Source organism: Plantactinospora sp. CNZ321, from assembly GCF_004217235.1.
The window spans coordinates 3004592-3023191 of the sequence record NZ_SHKQ01000001.1 but is presented as its reverse complement, the minus strand read 5'-3'; the positions used below and the strand labels follow the sequence as shown (position 1 = coordinate 3023191).

General features: G+C 70.8%; 12 protein-coding genes and 1 tRNA gene. 9 read left to right on the top strand and 4 right to left on the bottom strand.

The genetic code is table 11. From position 1 onward, the window contains the following. Position 1 precedes the first annotated feature (1 nt). Positions 2-988 (bottom strand): cobalamin biosynthesis protein, encoded by a 987-nt coding sequence (locus tag EV371_RS13555; RefSeq protein ID WP_130465878.1) that lies wholly within the window; start codon positions 986-988, stop codon positions 2-4. 485 nt (positions 989-1473) lie between these two features. On the opposite strand from EV371_RS13555, the gene EV371_RS13550 reads away from it, so the two are divergent. Continuing rightward, positions 1474-2802 carry an acyltransferase family protein gene (locus EV371_RS13550; RefSeq protein WP_130462362.1) on the top strand — a complete coding sequence of 443 codons (1329 nt, stop codon included), beginning with the start codon at positions 1474-1476 and terminating at the stop codon, positions 2800-2802. Between the two features lie 262 nt (positions 2803-3064). On the opposite strand, the gene ssb is transcribed toward EV371_RS13550, so the two are convergent. Together ssb and EV371_RS13540 are read right to left on the bottom strand one after the other, a co-directional pair. Next, positions 3065-3919 (bottom strand): single-stranded DNA-binding protein, encoded by an 855-nt coding sequence (ssb, locus tag EV371_RS13545; protein WP_130462361.1) that lies wholly within the window; start codon positions 3917-3919, stop codon positions 3065-3067. Between the two features lie 201 nt (positions 3920-4120). Continuing rightward, entirely contained in the window at positions 4121-5167 is a 1047-nt protein-coding gene (locus tag EV371_RS13540; protein ID WP_130462360.1) for a hypothetical protein, read from the bottom strand. A gap of 112 nt (positions 5168-5279) precedes the next feature. Between EV371_RS13540 and EV371_RS13535 the strand changes: the two genes are divergently transcribed. The 5 genes from EV371_RS13535 (at position 5280) to EV371_RS13515 (ending at position 14554) form a co-directional block, all read left to right on the top strand. Beyond that, positions 5280-5352, top strand: a tRNA-Arg gene (locus tag EV371_RS13535). Positions 5353-5645: 293 nt separating this feature from the next. Beyond that, on the top strand, positions 5646-8543 hold the full coding sequence (locus EV371_RS13530; protein WP_165436679.1) for an AAA family ATPase: 2898 nt from the start codon (positions 5646-5648) through the stop codon (positions 8541-8543). A gap of 374 nt (positions 8544-8917) precedes the next feature. Next, complete coding sequence (locus tag EV371_RS13525; RefSeq protein ID WP_207230475.1) at positions 8918-12826, top strand: S8 family serine peptidase; 3909 nt, start codon at positions 8918-8920, stop codon at positions 12824-12826. Between the two features lie 172 nt (positions 12827-12998). Beyond that, positions 12999-13526: a GNAT family N-acetyltransferase gene (locus tag EV371_RS13520; RefSeq protein WP_130462358.1), complete on the top strand. Its 528-nt coding sequence runs from the start codon at positions 12999-13001 to the stop codon at positions 13524-13526. 59 nt (positions 13527-13585) lie between these two features. Continuing rightward, entirely contained in the window at positions 13586-14554 is a 969-nt protein-coding gene (locus EV371_RS13515; protein WP_130462357.1) for a non-homologous end-joining DNA ligase LigD, read from the top strand. A gap of 188 nt (positions 14555-14742) precedes the next feature. On the opposite strand, the gene EV371_RS13510 is transcribed toward EV371_RS13515, so the two are convergent. Then, complete coding sequence (locus tag EV371_RS13510) at positions 14743-16092, bottom strand: extracellular catalytic domain type 1 short-chain-length polyhydroxyalkanoate depolymerase (protein ID WP_130462356.1); 1350 nt, start codon at positions 16090-16092, stop codon at positions 14743-14745. Positions 16093-16341: 249 nt separating this feature from the next. Here EV371_RS13510 and EV371_RS13505 point away from each other — a divergent pair, with 249 nt between their 5' ends. The 3 genes from EV371_RS13505 to EV371_RS13495 all read left to right on the top strand — a co-directional run bounded on the left by EV371_RS13505 (position 16342) and on the right by EV371_RS13495 (position 18490). Then, positions 16342-16689, top strand: a complete 348-nt coding sequence (locus EV371_RS13505) for an ArsR family transcriptional regulator (RefSeq protein ID WP_207230742.1) — start codon at positions 16342-16344, stop codon at positions 16687-16689. Then, positions 16689-16943 (top strand): hypothetical protein, encoded by a 255-nt coding sequence (locus EV371_RS13500; RefSeq protein WP_130462354.1) that lies wholly within the window; start codon positions 16689-16691, stop codon positions 16941-16943. The genes EV371_RS13505 and EV371_RS13500 overlap by 1 nt, the downstream gene beginning before the upstream one ends. A 125-nt stretch (positions 16944-17068) precedes the next feature. Beyond that, a complete protein-coding gene (locus EV371_RS13495; RefSeq protein WP_130462353.1) occupies positions 17069-18490 on the top strand; it encodes a prolyl oligopeptidase family serine peptidase in 1422 nt (473 codons plus the stop codon). The last annotated feature ends 110 nt before the right edge of the window (positions 18491-18600 follow it).

Below are 18600 nucleotides of genomic sequence, written 5' to 3'. Positions count from 1 at the left end.
CTCATCCGGCTGCCCACCGGCGGGCGAGCCAACCGCCCGCGCCCCGACGCGGCCGGCTCGTGGCCGCGTACGCCACGGCCACGCCCAGCGCGGCGAGCCCGACCGCTCCGGAGAGCCGGGCGGCCCGTTCGATGTGCCGCCGCTCCGGCCGGGGGCCGTCGCCGAGGAACGGCCGGACCTCGGAACGCCCGAAGTAGACGTTACGGCCGCCCAGCCGGACGCCGAGCGCGCCGGCCATCGCCGCCTCACACTGTCCGGCGTTCGGACTGGGATGGTCCGCCCGGTCCCGCCGCCACACCTGCCAGGCACGCGTCCGGTCGCCCCGGACCAGCGGGGCGGCGGCGATGGTGAGCAGCCCGGTCAGCCGGGAGGGCACCAGGTTGAGCAGGTCGTCGAGGCGGGCGGCGGCGGTGCCGAACCGGGCGTACCGCTCCGCGCGGTGACCGACCATCGCGTCCAGGGTGTTCGCCGCCCGATAGCCCAGGAGTCCGGGTAACCCTGCCACCGCGCCCCAGACCAGCGGGGCGACCACCGCGTCGGAGGTGTTCTCCGCCACCGACTCGACGGTGGCGCGGGCGAGTTCGGGCTCGTCCAGCGCGGCCGGGTCCCGCCCGCAGAGGTGGCCGAGGCGTTGCCGTGCCGCCGGCAGGTCCGCCCGGCGAAGGGCCTGGCTCATGAGCGTGGCTTCCCGCCGTAGCGTCCGTCCCCCGAGCACCATCCAGGTGGCGGCCGCGACCAGCGCCGCGCGGGCCAGCGGCCGATGCCGCGTGGCGACCGCCGCCGCCCCACCGAGAGCCACAGGTACGCCGACGGCCAGCGCCGCGAACCCGGCACCCGAGGCACGTCGAGGCTGGTACATCCGCCGTTCGAGCGCGCTCGCGAACTGCCCGAACCCGGCGACCGGATGGCCTCGCCGGGGATCCCCGAGGAGCGCGTCGAGCGCGTAGCCGGCGGCCAGCCCCGCCGCGTTCGCCGTGCCGCTGCCCAGCCACCCCGGCGCTCCGCTCCGACTGCCGGTCCGGCGCGTCCGGCCGGGACGCGGTCCGCCGCGCCTCCCGGACAATCCGCTGTCTGGCCCTCCGGACAACCGGCTATCTGGCTCTCCGGACAACCGGCTATCTGGCTCTCCCGAGGACCGGCCTACTGGGCGCACGGCCACCACCTCCCCCGCTGCGGAGCCTAGTCCGGGTCGTCACCAGGTCCGGTCGACACCTCACGGCCAGCGCACGACGGCCCACAGCTCCCTCGATCCGGCATCGCCGCCCAGCATCCGGGCGGTGGAGGGCTGTCCCACGTCGCTTTCGTTGGGCACGCGCCGACCGCGGGCCGCCTCGGCACCGGATAGGGTCGCGGACGGACCCGCGGCAGCGGGGGTATCCAGCCGGGAGCGACCACAGGTCCGAACATCTCGGCACGATCCGGCCAACGGGAGGCGTAAGTGCTGGCCATCGATGTGCGCATCGAGGAGGCGCGATGGTCAGTGTGACGACCGTCACCGAGGATGCACCCGACCCGTCGACCGCCGCCGGCAGAGCAGCGAACGGATCCGGCGGTGGGACCGGAGGTGCGCTGCACCGGCTGCCGTCCCTGACCGGACTGCGGTGGGTCGCCGCGATGCTGGTTTTCGGTTTTCACGTCGGCACGATGCAGATCGTCGCTGAACCCGGATATCGCCAGGTCGTCGACTGGGTCTTCACGCTCGGTCTCTCCGGCGTGCAGTTCTTCTTCATCCTCAGCGGCTTCGTACTGGTCTGGTCCGCCCGGCCCGGTGACACCAAGCGCGCCTTCTGGCGACGCCGAGCGGCGAAGATCTACCCGAACCACCTCGTCACCTGGGCCGTGGTCCTCGCACTCGCCTGGTACTGGTCCGACGCCGTCAACCTGAAGGCGGCAGTGGCCAACCTGTTCCTGGTCCAGGCGTGGATTCCGGTAGACGGCTACTTCTACAGCATCAACAACGTCAGTTGGTCGCTCGCCTGCGAGATGTTCTTCTATCTCTCGCTGCCGTTCGCCCTCCCGCTGATCCGCCGGATGCGCGCGTGGCAGCTCTACGCCGTCGTCATCGCCATGCCGCTGCTCATCATGGCGATGTGGCCGGGCCAGCAACTGCTGCCGGAGACCGTCCGCTGGTGGTTCACCCAGATCTTCCCGGTCGTTCGCTCCTTCGAGTTCTGGATGGGTGTGGCCGCCGCCGAACTCATGCTGCGGGGAAAGTGGCGAGGACCGGGTCTGTTCGTCTCCACCGGCCTCTTCGTCGTGATCTGGGTCGCGTCGATGGAGTGGATCCGCGCCGAGCTCTGGACCACCGTGCTGGCCTTCGGCTACGTACTGGTGATCGCGAGCGCGGCCCGGGCGGACACCACCGGCCGCTGGTCGCCGTGGCGGTCCCGGCCACTGGTCTGGCTCGGCGAGGTGTCGTTCGCGTTCTATCTGGTCCATGTCTTCCTGATCAAAGCCATCTTCCGTTTCGCCGGGCACAGCGGCGGGTTCCCCGGCTGGCAGGGCCCGGCCGTCGCCATCGCCATGCTGCTGGTGAGCTTGGCTGCCGCCTGGCTGCTCTTCCGCTTCGTCGAGACACCGATGATGCGGCTCCTCAATCCTCGACGCCGACCTCGAACCACACCGCCACCCGCTGGCGTACGCCGCATACAAGCGCGGACGGTCGTACGTCAGCGGCAGCCCGAGCAGGCGGATGATGACCCTGCCCCGGAGGCGCCGGACCAGGCGACCGGGACGGTGCCGGCACCCCGGAACGGCCAGCAATCGGAGGACTTTGACAGCCGCGCGCCGGCCGGGGCATAGCCCGAAGACCAGGAGGGGACGTACCCGATCTGCGCCCGTGGCTGCCCGCGCGGTGCAACCCGGCCCGACGGCTCGGGTGGGGAGATCGGCCAGTGCCGCGACCGACCTCCCCACCCTCGGCTCCCCGGATAGGCGGTGCGGAGGCGACCACCGCGTCGATCCGGGCGACCGACTGTCCGACCACCTATCCGAGCCGGACAGTCGGACCGGGCAGGTCCGGGTTGCACCCCTTCCGGCCAGCAGGCTTAGCGGCCGGAAGCGTTCAGACGGACACCGGCAGCCGGCCACGGCCACGGCGGTTTCGCCCGGCGCCGCCGATCTTGCCGAGGTCTGCGGTACCGGCGTCGTTCTCGTCGCGGAACTCCTGGCTCTGCGCGTCCCCACCGTTGCCGTCGGGCTCGATCTCGTCCTCCCCGACGTCGACCCCGTCGATGTCGTTCCGCTCTCCCCCACCACCGCCCGGCGGGCCGTAGGAGCTGCCGGTCAACGAAGTGGTCGTCTCGTCCGGGTCGGTCACGTCACCGTCGGGCAGCCCGTCAAGCTCGATCCGGCCGTCGAAGGTGTCGGCCGGCGGGTGCACCGGATCGAAGCCCTGACCCGGCGGTACCGGCAGACCCCGGTATTCGCCGTCGTCGTCGAACGGGCGCTCGTCGGGCAGTACCGGTGCCTCCTCGGACGGCACCGACTCGGTGGTCTCGCCGTGTACCCGGGCCTCCGCCTCGGCCTCCTCCATCGAGGATGTCGCCGTCGACGGCCGGTTGCGGGCGAACCGTCCCCTCCCCCGGGAGAGGTCGTGGCCGACCGCCACCGCCTCCAACTCGTACATGGTCCGGTGGTTGCCCGCGTCGTCGGTCCAGTCCCGCGTGTAGAGCCGGCCGACCACGACAACCGGGTCGCCGACCATCACCGAGGAGGCGACGCCCTCCGCCAACTTCCGCCAACAGTTCACCCTGACGCGCAGGCTGTTGCCGTCGACCCAGCGCCCGCTCTCCCGGTCCAGGCGACGAGCGGTCGAGGCCACCTTGAAGTTGGCCACCAGGGTGCCGCTCTGCGTGGTACGCCGCCATTCCGGTGCGGTCAGCACATTACCGACAATCGTTACATAGGTATCGAACATCGTCCCTCCACAGGGCTCCGGTTGTTCCCGTCCGAGCCGACTCGACCGATAGCGTCGCCGCCGTACCCGTCAGGCAGCCACCGCTGTCGGCTCGCCTGTGGACAACCGGGTGCCCTGTGGAAAAAGCCCTGATCAAGAAGTGATCTGGTATTGCCCTGCGCGACCGCGCCCTCTCCGGGCCGGCCGTATCGCAGCAGGTGTTCACCGAGTTGGCCCGCTGGGCCTCGGCTTACGTCGCTTCGATCCCCGCACCGGCGGCCGCTCCGGCCAGTCCGTCGTCCCCCCGTCACCCGACCGCTGTCGAGGCAGGCGGTACGGACCCGGTTCCGAGCCCGACGCGCCCCGCCACCGACCCGGCTCAGGCTCGGCTTCCGGCTCAGGCTCGGGACGGGGGCTGTCATGCCAGCGGGCCCGGCCTGCCCCTGACGCCGGCCGGGGGTCGTCCCGCCGGCGCTCCGGCTCGGGCGCCGGCTCCGGTTCCGGCCGCGCGTCGCCACGCCACCGCCGGGGACCCGAGCGGTCGGGCTCCTCAATTCGGGGAGTTCCCTGCCAGCGCTCCGGCTCCGGGGGCGCGCTCCGCCACCGTCCCGGCTCAGGCTCCGGGGGCGCGCTCCGCCAGCGCTCCGGCTCAGGCTCCGGCTCCGGGGCACCCCGCCACCGCTCCGGCTCGGGCTCCGGTTGCGGAGCCGCGCCTCGCCGGCGCCCCGGCTCCTCCCACCGATCCGCCCGCGGCTCGGGCTCCGGCGTCGTCCGATACGTCGACCACCCGCCCTCGCGCCACACCAGCAGCTCACGGCTGAGCAGATTCTGGTCGCCGGCGAAGAAGACCCGGTCCACGGCCCGCCGCACCTTCTCGATGCCCGGCCGGGAAGCCGTACCGGTGACAATCACCACGTCCCGGGCCGGTACGCCGACGACCAGCTCGCCCGGCACGGACCGCTCCAGATCCTCCCAGACCTCGGCGGCGAGCAGCACGGTGGATTCCAACCCGCCGAACGAGAGCATCGGCGCGGGCGGCTGGCCGTCGATCCGCAACCGGGGCAGCAGCCGGTAGAGATTGTCGACGGCCACCTGCCGCAGCTCGGCCTGGCTGATCTCAAGCTCGTCCAGGTCGTCCCAGGTGACGAGGCGGCCGCCGTACGGCGGCCCGAACGAGTAGCCGACGTCGAGGTCCTGGGTGAAGTCTTCGAGCAGGTGGTTCTCGCCGTACCTGGCGTCTTCGGTCGACACCAGCAGCGGCAAAAACATTGTGCTCGTCAACTGCACGCTTCGAAACCTAGTATGTGCAGGCCAGATCGTCACGTCCTCGCCGAGGCTCGTCCCGGCAGCGGTAGCCTGCTGGGGCACACGACCACGTCCCGCGCCCGTAGCTCAGCGGATAGAGCAGCTGCCTTCTAAGCAGTTGGTCGCAGGTTCGAATCCTGCCGGGCGCGCCGATCCAGACAGAGTACGAACCCTGAACCCCGGACCCCCAGGTCCGGGATGCTCCATCTGTGGGGATTCGGACGTACGGCGGGATTCTGTTCCGGCCGGCCAGGACGCGACGAGAGACCGGCCAGGACGCGGCGAGAGAGATTGCGCTGCTGGCCGGGGATCGGACGGCTCGCGCCGGTAGACAACAGGGCCCCGGCATAGAGAATAAGATCATCTGTCTGACTGCACCGAGGAGCCTGCCATGCCGGGTGCGGCCGGTATACGCGGCCACCTGACCGATGGATTCCCCCAGTTGACCCCGCCGGCCCTCGTGGGTCGCGCCGGGGAGCTGAGCGCGCTGGCGGAGGCGATGGCGCAACCAGCGGCCCTGGTCCTGGTCGAGGGAGAGGCCGGGATCGGTAAGAGCCGGCTGGTACTGGAGTTTCTGGCCCTGCCGGCGATGCGGGCGCGCCTGGTTCTGGTCGCGGTCTGTCCGCCGTTCCGCGAGCCGCACACGCTCGGTCCGGTGCTGGACGGGGTGCGGCACGTGACGAAGACGGTGGCGGGTCTCGGGCTGAGTCCGCTGGCCGGGACGCTGCGCCCCTTCTTCCCGGAATGGGCAGCGCAGCTGCCACCACCGCCGGAGCCGCTCGATGACGCCCGGGCAGCGCGACACCGGATGTTCCGGGCGCTGGTGGAGCTGCTGGACCGGCTGCGCATCTCGGTACTGGTCGTGGAGGACGTGCACTGGGCGGACGAGGCCACCGCGGAGTTCCTGCTGTTCCTCGCCGCGCGTCCGGATGCCTGGTCCGGCTCCCGCCCGGGGCTGCTCGTCACCTACCGGCCGGAGGACCTACCCGCGAACACGCCGGTGGTACAGATCTCCTCGCGGCGGCCGGCCGGGACCACCCGGCTGCGTATCCCGCTCCGTGGCCTCGACGTCGCACACACCGCCCGGCTGATGTCGTCCATGCTGGCGGGCGAGACCGTCTCCACCGAGTTCGCGGAGTTCCTGCACCGGCACACCGCAGGGATCCCACTCGCTGTCGAAGAGGTGATGCGACTACTGCACGCCCGCGCCGACCTGATTCATCGCGATGAGGGCTGGGCGCGGCGCCGGCTGGACCGGATCGACATACCCGCGACGGTGCGCGACGCCGTGCTCGAACGGGCCGCGCGGCTCGGTGCCCCAGCCCAGGCGGTGTTGCACGCCGCAGCCGTACTCGTCGACGCGTCGGACGGGGCGATGCTCGCCGCGGTCAGCGGTCTGGGAACGGACGACGCGGACCAGGGCATATCCGAGGCGAACCAGAGCGGCCTGCTCCAGCAGGACGAGCGCGGCAACTTCTCGGTACGGCACCCGCTTGCGGCGCAGGCGGTGTACGACACGATCCCGCCCTCCGAGCGACGTACGCTGCACCACCGCGCGGCCGCGCTCCTCCAGCAGGGCAGGGCGGCACCGCTGGCCCGCCTCGCCCACCACTACCGGGCGGCCGGCGACATCGCCTTCTGGCTCCGGTATGCCGAGCTGGCCGCAGACCTGGCGCTCGGCTCCGCCGACGAGGCCGGGGCGACGACCCTGCTGTACCAACTGCTCGACAGTCCTGATCTGCCCGCGAACGCCGTGGCGCGGCTGGTGGCCAAGATGCCGTTCACGTGGTTCGCCGGTCCCGCTCGGATGGACATCCTGGTACGGGCGCTGCGGCGGGCCATGGACGATGGTCGCCTGCCCATCCGCGAACGCGGTGCGACCCGGCTGCACCTCGCCCGGGTCCTGTGGATGGCGGGTGAGATCGTCCCGGCCCGGGACGAGGCCGAACGGTCACTTGCCGAGCTACCACCCGGATCGGTCGAGGCGGCACGGGCGATGGGTTTGCTGGGCCGGCCGGAGCTGGTCGCCGGGACCAGGGCCGCGAACCTGGACTGGCTGCGGCGCTCGGCCGCCGCGTGCGACTCCGGGTGGTCCCCGGCAGACCGGCTCAACCTCGTCGTCAACCGGGCGACCGCGCTGCTGAGAATGGGTGAGGAGTCGGGGTGGGTCGAGGCCGCGAGGATTCCGCAGGACGTTCCCGATTCGACGATGCGCCGCCACGTGACTCTCGGCCACCTGAACGTCGGCGATTCCGCCATGCGCTGGGGCCGCTACGGCCTGGCCCGCCGCCATCTGGCCATCGCCCTCATGCTCGCCGAGCGACACGACCTGCTGGCAGTACGGGACGCGGTGCTCGCCACCCAGGTGCACCTGGACTGGTTCGTCGGCGAATGGACCGGCCTGGCCGGCCGGGCCAGGGCGGTGGCCCGCGGCGACGATCCCACCCGAGGCACGTGGGCCGAGGCGCACCTGGTCCTCAATATGGTCCGCGCGGCAACCGCAGCCCCGGGCTCGCCTGATCTCACCGGAGTGCTCGACCAGTGCCGTCGGCACGGGACGGCGGAACTCTACGTGGAGACCGCCGCGGTGATCGCCACGATGCGGTTGGCCGACGGCGACGTCGACGGGGCGCTGTCCGTCACCGAGGATCCGGTACGGGTCGTCGCCGCCACCGGGATCTGGCTGTGGGGCGCGTCCGTGGTGCCGGTTCACGTCGACGCCCTGGTCTCTGCGGGACGGGTCGACGCGGCGGCGGATCTGGTCCGCGACTTCGCCACCGGCATGCGCGGGCGCGACATCCCGACCGCACGGGCGGCCATAGCCCAAGCCCGCGCGGCGGTCGCCGAGGGGCGTGGCGACCGGCAGCGGGCGGCGGCCCTCTACCGGCGGGCCGCCGGCATCTGGCGGTCGCTGCCGCAACCGTACGACGCGCTTCGCACGTCCGAGCGTGGCGCGGCGATTGACGCGGGCGACCGCGGGCGGGCGGACCTCGCCGAGGTGCTGGACGGGTTCTCCGCGCTGGGTGCCCGTCGCGACGCCGACCGGGTTCGGCGCCGGCTACGCGATCTCGGCGTGTCCGTGCCCCGATCCGCGCGCGGCGGCCGGCCCAGCTACGGAGATCGGCTGTCGCCGCGCGAGTTGGACGTGGTGCGGCTGCTGCTCGTGGGTAGGACCAACCGGCAGATCGCCGACGATCTCGTGATCTCCGTGCAGACCGTGGCGAGCCATCTCAAGTCAGTCATGCGGAAGCTACGGGTCTCGTCCCGCACCGCGGTGGCCGTACAGGCCGTGGAACTGGGCCTGCTCTCCGGAGACACGGCAACCGGCGCCGACGAGTAAATCGCCGCGTCGAGATTAATCCCTCATCCGACCAATCGTGCGTACCACCGGGACGGGCGGAGACTGCGGCGATGGAAGATCGCGAGCCGACTCCAACGACCCAAGAGTCTACCGACGGCTTCCCGGAAGGCGCCCCGCCACCCGCGGCGGAGTCTCCGGCTGCGGATCTGCGGCCATCTCCCGAGACGTCACCCGGGACCGACCCGGACGACGAGTACCAACCCCTGTAGGCAGAACCGCCTCCTCGGTACGTGCGATGGATAGGAGACACCTTGTATCGCAAACCAAGACCGCGCCTACGGCGATCGGTCGCCACCCCCACCGGTACGTCAGTTCGGCTGCGTTTCACTGCCAGCCTGGTCACGTCCCTGGCCGTGATCCTGGCGTCCTTCGCGTCGGTACCGAACGCCAACGCGGCGACCCCCGCCTCCGCACAGACCGCCTCCGCGCAGTCCGCCTCCGCGCAGTCCGTGGCGTTGCCGAGCGTGAACGGGTCGCACACGATCACCTTGGTGACCGGTGACAAGGTCACACTCACCGCCAACGACAGCGGCGACTTCGACATCACCACCGAGCCGTCGGTACGCCAGGATGGTGAGCGGCCGGTGCTGGCGGTCAAGCGAGGGCCCGACGGGGTGTACGTGATCCCGTCCGACGCGGCGCTGGACGTGTTGACCGGGCGCCTGGACCGCGAACTGTTCAACGTGGAGTATCTGGCCGCGAACGGCTACGCGGACAACCAGTCCGGTCAGGTGCCGGTGATCGTCCAGTACCCGCGGGTCCGCGGGTTCGCGGCGGCAGCGAAGGCGGCGGACGCGCTTCCGGCCAGCACCCCGTCCGTCGACCTGCCCAGCGTGCACGGCGCGGCGTTGAAGGTGTCGAAGGCCCAGGCGGGCACGTTCTGGAGCAGCGTTCGGGGGTCCAGGGCCACGCTCGACGCCGGGCTGGCGAAGGTGTGGCTGGACCGCAAGGTCAAGGTCAACCTCGATGAGAGCGTGCCGCTGGTCGGTGCGCCGCAGGCGTGGGCGGCCGGTCACGACGGCCGTGGCGTGGATGTCGCGGTGCTGGACACCGGCATCGACGACACCCATCCCGACCTGCGGGACAAGGTCGCCGCCTCGAAGTCGTTCGTGCCCGGGGTGACCTCCGTCAAGGATGGACACGGCCACGGCACCCATGTGGCCTCCACCATCGTCGGTTCCGGCGCCGCCTCGGACGGTCGCCGTAAGGGGGTGGCTCCGGGGGCACGGCTGCTGGTCGGCAAGGTGCTCGACGACACCGGCTACGGCGACTTCTCCTGGATCATGGCCGGGATGGAGTGGGCCGCACACCACGCCAGGATCGTGTCCATGAGCCTCGGCGGGCCGGTCACCGACGGCACCGACATCGTGACCCAGTCGGTGAACCAGCTCACCGCCGAGACCGGCGCCCTGTTCGTCATCGCCGCCGGCAACAGCGGACAGCCGGAGACCATCGCGACGCCCGGAACGGCGAAGGCGGCGCTGACCGTCGGGGCGACCGACAAGAGCGACCAGCTCGCCTGGTTCTCCAGCCAGGGTCCCCGGCTGGACGGGATGCTCAAGCCGGACATCGCTGCCCCTGGTGCGGGCATCGTCGCGGCCCGGGCGGCCGGCACTGCGCCGGGTCCGATCGTCGATGGCGTCTATACCCAACTGGAGGGCACCTCGATGGCCACTCCGCACGTGGCGGGAGCGGCGGCGATCCTCGCCCAGACCCACCCGGACTGGACGGCCGCGCGGCTCAAGTCGGCGTTGATGAGCACCGCCAAGGACGTCGGCCTGACCGTCTACCAGCAGGGCGCGGGGCGGTTGGACGTGGCCCGCGCCGACCGGCAGCAGGTCGTCGCCACCACGCCGAACCTCGACTTCGGCCTGGTGCCGATCACTGGGCAGACCCTACCGATCGACAAGCAGGTCACGTACGCCAACGGCTCCGACAAGCCGGTCACGCTCACCGTCGCCACGACGCTGCACGCCCCCGGTGGTGAGATGGTCTCCGGCGCGCTGAGGGGGGACACGACCGTCACCGTCCCGGCGGGCGGCACCGCGTCCGCGACGGTCACCCTGGACGCGAACGACCTGGCACGCGGGAACTACAGCGGAACGGTCGTGGCCACCGACGAGGCGTCCGGGACCCGGGTGACCATCCCGGTCGGGCTGGTCCGCTCGCCGCCGATGGCAACGCTCAGCGTCCGGACCCTCGACCGCGACGGCAACCTCGCCTATCCGCTCGCGATCGACATCATCGATGTGACGAAGGGCGGTAAGGGCGGCATCGTCCAGGCCTACACGCCGGAGGTCGGCGTAATCAATGCCTTGGTGCCGGAGGGGACCTACAGCGTCTCGGAGATCGTCGGCTGGGTCGACGATGACTCGCTGCAGAACTACGGCTACCTGACCAACCCGCAGTTCACCGTCCGGGGCGACACCACGATCACCCTCGACGCCCGGAAGGTGAAGCAGGTCGAGTTCCGCACCCCGCGGGAGAGCAAGCCGCTGGACAGCGCACCTGACCTGGTGCTGCAACGGACGACACAGGACGGTGCCAGATACTCGCTGAGCATGCCTCTGGACATGTTCCGGGATGCCTGGGTGCGGCTCGGCGCGACGCCGACGCCGCGGGTCACCAAGGGCCGGTTCCACTTCGGTACCCACTGGATCCTCGGCACGGCCAAGGTCGAGCTGAACGTCCTGGGACATCAGCGACGAACGCTGCACCCCACAACTCTGGCCAGCTTCGGTGACATCCAGGGAAGGCAGAGCCCGGGCTACGTCCCGGTCACCGGAACCCGCGACCTTCCGCTGGTCGACGTCCGGCACGGCCTGCCCGACGAGGTGGTCGGAATGGACCTGCACGGCAAGCTTGCCCTGATGGAGTCACGGGGGTGCGGACTGCCGATCGACGACATCATCGCCGTCCGCGAGGCGGGAGCCGCCGCGATCGTCGCCTTCCCGCCCACCGGCATGGGCTGCCGTATCCCGATGGAGATCGCGCAGCCAAATTTCCAGCCCCCAAAGCCGGTCAACATCGCCCATGTGGCAATCTCCACCGCCGAAGGCGCATGGCTGCGCAAGCAGCTCACCCGCGGCGCGGTCACGCTGCGACTGTCCGGCACCCCGCAGACCTCCTACATATACACGCTCGCGCCGTATGAGGAGGGGCGGATCCCGTCGTCCCTGCGGTACCGCTACACCGATGGCCAGCTCGCCCGGATCGACATGCTGCCGCATTCGACCGGATCCCGGAGCTACGGTTTCGTGGACAGCACGGCGCTGCGCGACAGCACCAAGGGAATGGGCGGGACCGACATAGTCAGGCTTCCCGAGGACGCCGCGACGAACCTCCGGGTGTACGTCGGCCCGGTGTCCGACCGCATCGTGCACAAACGCAACTTCATTCAGTACGAAGCAAGCGAAACTGGAGCGCGCAATCTGGGCGGCCACGAGAAGATCGAGGTGTTCGACCGGCCCGTACGGCGGACCGAGCGGTGGTTCACCACACCGGTCACGCCGGGGGCTCGGCGCCTGTCCCATGCCACCGAGCGGTTCTTCACGTCCGACCCGATCGCGTCGCGTGGCATCGATGTGTCGTGTACCTTCTGCCGTACCGACGATCGTCTCGACACCCTCTTCTCGATGTGGGCGGAAGGGCAGCGGGCGAGCTATCCGTCAACGGCCGAAGAACACATCCTGAAATGGGAGTTCCACCTGTACAACGGTGATGAGGAGATCCCGCGGAACCCGGGAATTCCGAGCATGACCTACACGCTGCCGCCGGAGAAGAACACCTACCGGCTCACCGGGCGCTCCGCGCGCACCGACGTCACGTGGACCTTCACCTCGCAGCGGCCGACCCGCGACACCATCCCGCAGGGCCATGGTTGTCGCCTGCGCAGCACATTCCAGACTGGAACGTGCCGGCAGGAGCCCTTCGTACTGGTCGGGTACGACCTGGGCGGGAGCCTGGCGGCCGACAACACGGTCGCCGCGGGCAGGCACACCTTCCGGGTGACGGCCTACCATCCGGCGGCGGCGGTCCGGATGCCGCGGATCGCCGGGCTGAAACTGTGGTACAGCACCGACGACGGCGCACACTGGGCACCCGCCGCGCTGCGCCGCCACGGCGACGGCGACTACCTGGCCACCGCCGTCTACCCGGCGCTTTCGGGGACCAGCGGAGCGGTCAGCCTGAAGGTCGAAGCGTGGGATGCCGACGGTAACCGCATCGAGCAGACCACCAAACGCGCCTTCAACCTCCGTTAACAACCCGCAGGAGTGCCGTGTGGCGAGACTCTAGTTCTCGCCACACGGCACCTGCCGATTGGTCAGCGGCACCGGCCGGGCCGCCGAGGAGCGGTCCTGCCGGCCGCGGGCCGCGCACCGCCCCGGTGGTATCCCGGTTGTCCACCGGTGGCCGGCGCACTAGCGTCGCGGCGTGCAGATCCGCGAGTTCACCGAGTCCGACTGGCCCCCGGTGTGGGCGATCGTCCGGGACGTCGTGCGGGCCGGGGAGACGTTCACCTACGACCCTCGGATGACCGCGGAGCAGGCGTACGACACCTGGATCGAGTCGCCGCCGGGGCTGACCGTGGTGGCCGTCGAGGACGACCGGCTGCTCGGTACGGCCAAGATGGGGCCGAACCGGGCCGGCCCGGGCGGACACGTCTCGACCGCCAGCTTCATGGTCGCCGCCGACGCCCGGGGGCGGGGCGTGGGGACGGCGCTGTTCCGGTACGCCCTGGACTGGGCGAGGCGGCACGGGTACGCCGGGATGCAGTTCAACGCCGTCGCCGAGTCCAACGAGCGGGCCGTCGCGCTCTACCGGCGGCACGGGTTCGACGTGGTGGGCACGGTGCCGGGCGCCTTCGCCCACCCGGTCCTGGGTCGGGTCGGACTGCACATCATGTACCACGAGTTCGCGGACCGGCCCTCGTCGGAGGGCCCGGCTACGCTCCCGGCATGACGCGACCGGGCCGGCCCGGCAGCGTTGACCGTGCGGTGGCATCCCGGGAGAGTGGGTCGATGACGGGCAAAGCCGACGAGGTGCGCGACGGGGTCTCCCTGACCAACCTCGACCAGCCCCTGTTCGACGGGGCGGACGCGACCAAGCGGGACCTGGTGGACTACCTCGACGAGGTGCGGGACCCGCTGATCGGCCAGTTGCGGGACCGGCCGCTCTCGGTGATCCGGGTGCTCCGGGGCCAGCCGCCGTTCATGCAGAAGAACGTGCCGCGCTACACCCCGGCGTGGATCTCGACGGTGACGCTCTGGGCGGAGGCGTCCCGCCGCGAGGTGTCGTACGCCCTCTGCAACGACCGGCGCACCCTGCTCTGGTTCGGCAACCAGCGGGCCGTGGAGTACCACCCCACCCTGGTCACGGCCGGGCGGCGGGACCGCGCCACCCACCTGGTGCTGGACCTCGACCCACCGGGCCCCGACACGTTCGCGCTGGTCGTGAACGCCGCTCACCTGGTCCGGCAGGCACTCGCCGAGGCGGGGCTGTCCGGCGTGGTGAAGACCAGCGGGGCGAAGGGGCTGCACGTCTTCGTACCTGTCGACCCGGAAGCGCCGATCGAGGACGTGGCCGCCGCGACCCGGGCGCTGGCCGCCCGGGCGGAACGGCTGGATTCCGCGCTGGCGACCACCGCCTTCATCCGGGAGGACCGGGGCGGCCGGGTCTTCGTCGACTCGACCCGGTCCGGTGGCGCGACCGTGGTCTCGGCGTACAGTCCCCGGCTCCGTCCGGGGGTGCCGGTGTCGTTTCCGGTGCCGTGGGAGGACCTGGACCGGGTCACCCCGGCGGACTTCACCCTGCGTACCGTGCCCGGCCTGCTCGCCGGGGGCGATCCGTGGACCGAGCGGATGCCCGGGCCGCAGCGGCTCCCCGCCGACTTGGTCGCCGAGGGGCACACCATCCCGATCGCCCGGGTGCAGGCGATGCACGAGGGCAGGCGCCGGGCCCGCGCCCGCCGCGCCGCCGAGTCCGAGTAGGTGCGGCGCCGACCATCCGGTCCGGCGCCACCGCGCGGCTTCCGGTCCGGCGCCGCCGCGCGCCCGACCGTGCCCCGGAGCCGGGCCGGCGGGTTGCCGGCGGATGATCCCCGCCGGCAACCCGCCCCTCCCTCGCGCGGCCCGTCGCGCTTCGATAACGACTGGTGGCGGATCGGGTACGAACCCGGTCAGCTCAGCGTGCAGGCCGTCCCGTTGAGGCTGATCGAGGCCGGCCTACCGTTGTTGCCGGTGTGGGTGGCCTGGAAGCCGATCCCGACCGACGCGTTCGGCGCGATGGTGCCGTTGTAGCTGACGTTGCGGGCGGTCACCGCACCACTGGTCGGACTGTAGGACGCGTTCCAGCCCGAGGTAATGGTCTGGCCGGCCGGCAGGGTGAAGGAGAGCGTCCAGCCGTTGATCGCGGAGCTGCCCCGGTTGGTGATGGTGATCTGCGCGGTCAGCCCGGAGTTCCAGGCGTTCACCACGTAGCTGACCGCGCACCCGCCGGACGGTGGCGGCGTGGTGGTCGGGACGGCCGTCGGCGTGACGGTCGGCGTGGCGGTCGGCGTGACGGTCGGCGTGACGGTCGGCGTCGCGGTCGGCGTCGCGGTCGGCGTGCTGGTGCTGTCCAGCCCGAAGAACCGAATCGCCTCGGCCGCGTTCACCGGCAGGTTGTGCGAGACGCCCTGCATGCTGATCGCCTCGACCGGCGCCATCGGACCGCTGCCGCCGTACCGGGTACGGGTGTGGCCTGACTGCGGCGTGTCGGTGAAGGTCGGGGTCTGGCTCAGCCCGTGCACGTTGGTCCACTGCTTGATCTCTTCACCGAAGTTCGGGTAGCGCAGCGTCTCGTCGTTGGTGCCGTGCCACAACTGCATCCGGGGTCGGGCGCCGGTGTAGCCGGGGTACGCGGCCCGGACCAGGTCGCCCCACTGTTGTGCGGTACGGATGATCTGGCCGTTGGCGCACTCGCTGTTCCAGGTCGAGCCGCCGGTGGTGGCGAAGCAGCTGTGCGGTACACCGGCGAACGCCGCTCCGGCGCTGAAGACGTCCGGATAGTTGCCGAGCAGCACGTTGGTCATCATGGCGCCGGAGGAGGTGCCGGTGGCGAAGACCTGGCCGGTGTTGTAGCGCTGTTGCACGTACCGGACCATCGACACGATCGAGACGGGATCGCTGCCGCCGTCGCGGCGCAGCGCCTGCGGGGAGTAGACGTCGAAACACTGGCCGCTGCGGGTCGCCGAGGGGTAGATGACGATGTAGCCGTACCGGTCGGCCAGCGAGGCGAACTGGGTTCCGGAGTAGAACGCGGGGCCGGTCCCGGTGCAGTAGTGCACGGCGACCACGATCGCGGGACGCGCCGCCAGCCGGTCCGGGACGTAGAGGTGCATCCGCAGGTTGCTGGGGTTGGTCCCGAAGTTGGTCACCTCGGTCAGCGCCGCCGCCGAGGCCGGTGTGGCCACGGTCAGGCTCACCAGTCCCGCGGTCAACAGCATCGCGCCGGTCGCGACGGCGAGCGCGCGTACGAGTCGTCGCATCCTGGTCCCCTCTCGACCCGGCGAGGCGCGGTCACGGACGGGCGATCCGGGACGTCCTGCCACCTGAAACATCCCAAAGTATCGATGGGAATGTTTCACCGCACAAGACATTGAGACACATGATTTCGCAACGAACGAGGTCGCGCACCGTCCACACCTACCACCCCGGTCCGTCCGGCTTTCCTGTTGACGCTCACCGCTGGCACGTGCAAGACTTTGTTGGCAGGTGAAAGAAGGATGTGGCGCGTGATGGAACATCCCGGGGATGAGTTGGTCCGAGTGCTGGCCACGCTGGCCAATCCACATCGGCTACGGGTCGTGGCGGCGCTGAGCCGTCACCGCAACTACGTCAGCCAACTCGCTCGCGAACTCAACATCAGCCGAGCGCTGCTGCAAGTTCACCTGCGGCGGTTGGAGGCCGCCGGGCTGGTCTCGGCGTCTCTCGAGCTATCCAAGGAGGGAAAGGCGATGAAGTTCTATGAGGTCGAGCCATTTCTGGTGCGGCTGACACCGGAGACCATCGCAACCGCGGTGCAGACGCTGACGATGGGTGACGAGGGTGATGCGGACGACCGGTCGCCGGAGGCGGGCCGGTAATGGACCAGGAAATCGTGCTCCTCGGAATCCTGGGCCTGCTCACGCTCCTTGGCGTGGTGCTCATCTGGCAGGCGTTCGCGACCGCGCGCGCCCGCGCCAAGCTGGCCCGGGAGGACGAGTACCGCGGGCTCAGCGCCCGCGCCATCGCCGTTCAGGAGGACAGCGGCCGTCGCCTCGACGAGATCACCCGCGAGATCGTCGAACTACGCGCCCGCCTCGACAAGATCGAACGCGTTCTTACCGTCGTCGACTGACGGAGAGTCCTGGGCTGTCGAGTGCAGTCGACAGCCCAGGAAGGGAAAGGCGCACCGCGCACGCCGCGTGGCGGCGTGCTTCCACCAGCACGCACTCTCTCCGGGAACAGGAGAACACCATCCCCATGTCCACAGCAAGCCGGCTGCCCGCATTCCGCAACCGGGTCTGGGCGGTCACCGCAGCCCTGATGCTTCTACCAGTCACCCTGCCGGCGGCAACGCCCGCGGCACCGACCCGTTCGGGCGGCGTCACCGCCGCCCCGGTCACCATCCGGAGCGGACCGCGCGAACTGCCCGGCACGGTGTTCACACCGGCGGTCGCCAGCGGCCCGACCCCCGCCGTGGTCATCGTCCATGACGCGGGGCCGCGCGAACGCAGCCACTACGAGCCAGAGGCACGTGCCCTCGCCGCCGCCGGCATCACCACCCTCGTCTACGACAAGCGGACCGACGGGTACTCGCTGACCGACCGTTCCTTTCCGGCACTGGCCGACGACGCACTCGCCGCGGTGCGGGCGCTGCGATCCTGGCCCGGCATCGATCCACACCGGGTGGGTCTGCTCGGCCGCAGCGAGGGTGGATGGGTCGCGCCGCTCGCCGCGAGCCGGTCGCCGGAGGTCGCATTCGTGGTCACCGTTGGCGCCAGCGGACTGCCACCGGCACGCACCCAGGCATGGAGCAACATCACCCAACTGGACCACGCCGGTGTCAGGCCATCGCTGCTGCGTCCACTCGGGGTTCGGTTCACCCGGGTACTGGTCGCGGCGGGGATGTTCGGCGCCGCCGACTACGACCCGGTGCCGATGCTGATCCGGGTACGCCAGCCCGTTCTCGCGGTCTTCGGCGAGCACGACCGGTCAACGGCGCCCGGCGAGAGCGTAGACATCTTCCGTACGGCGCTGGAGCGTGGCGGTAACCGCTCCTACACCATCCGGGTCGTGGCGAACGCCGACCACGAACTCCGGCACTCGACGACCGGTTTCGGCCAGGCCGACGACTTCGCCCCGGGCTATGTCGAACTCGTCGCGTCCTGGATAACCGGCCTCTCGCCGAAACCACCCGCGGCAAGCGCCGACCCGGCCCCGCCGCAACGCTTCCGCAGCGCCGTGCTGCCCACGCTTGCCTGGTACGAGTCGCTCCCCGTGCAACTCGGCGCGCTGCTCGCGATGCTCGGTGCTTTCGTCGCCTATCCGGTGGCCGGGATCGTGCGTCGGATCCGCGGACGCAGGGACAGTTCGCCAGTGCGGAAGCCGGCAAGGGTCCTGGCGGTCCTTGGCCCGGTTACGGTCGTCGGGTCCGTGCTGTATCTCGGTTACCTGACCGCCACCGGCGCGCTCACGATCGGACCGGTCGTGGCCGGCCGGCCAGCGCCCTTTCTCCTCCTCCAACTGCTCGCCGTCGCGGTCGTCACCGCCGCCGTCCTGACAGCGGTCGCCTGGTGGCGTGACCGCCAGCAGGCAACCAGCAGGAAGGCCATCGGCCTGGCACTGACCGGGGCGGCGATCTTCGTACCGTGGGGCGCCTACTGGGGACTGTTCGCCGTATAGCCCGCCGGTAGGCACCCTGGACAGCCAGCCGATATGCGCGCTGGACAGCCAACTGGCAGACGCTGAACAGGCGCGCTGGACAGCCAACCGGTAGGCGGTATCTCCGGCCA

What these genes read in the sequence shown, in the direction of transcription:
- EV371_RS13550 (WP_130462362.1), top strand. Translation starts at nt 1,474, where the DNA reads ATGGTCAGTGTGACGACCGTCACCGAGGATGCACCCGACCCGTCGACC.
- ssb (WP_130462361.1), bottom strand. Translation starts at nt 3,919, where the DNA reads ATGTTCGATACCTATGTAACGATTGTCGGTAATGTGCTGACCGCACCG.
- EV371_RS13540 (WP_130462360.1), bottom strand. Translation starts at nt 5,167, where the DNA reads ATGTTTTTGCCGCTGCTGGTGTCGACCGAAGACGCCAGGTACGGCGAG.
- EV371_RS13515 (WP_130462357.1), top strand. Translation starts at nt 13,586, where the DNA reads ATGACGGGCAAAGCCGACGAGGTGCGCGACGGGGTCTCCCTGACCAAC.
- EV371_RS13510 (WP_130462356.1), bottom strand. Translation starts at nt 16,092, where the DNA reads ATGCGACGACTCGTACGCGCGCTCGCCGTCGCGACCGGCGCGATGCTG.
- EV371_RS13505 (WP_207230742.1), top strand. Translation starts at nt 16,342, where the DNA reads ATGGAACATCCCGGGGATGAGTTGGTCCGAGTGCTGGCCACGCTGGCC.
- EV371_RS13500 (WP_130462354.1), top strand. Translation starts at nt 16,689, where the DNA reads ATGGACCAGGAAATCGTGCTCCTCGGAATCCTGGGCCTGCTCACGCTC.
- EV371_RS13495 (WP_130462353.1), top strand. Translation starts at nt 17,069, where the DNA reads ATGTCCACAGCAAGCCGGCTGCCCGCATTCCGCAACCGGGTCTGGGCG.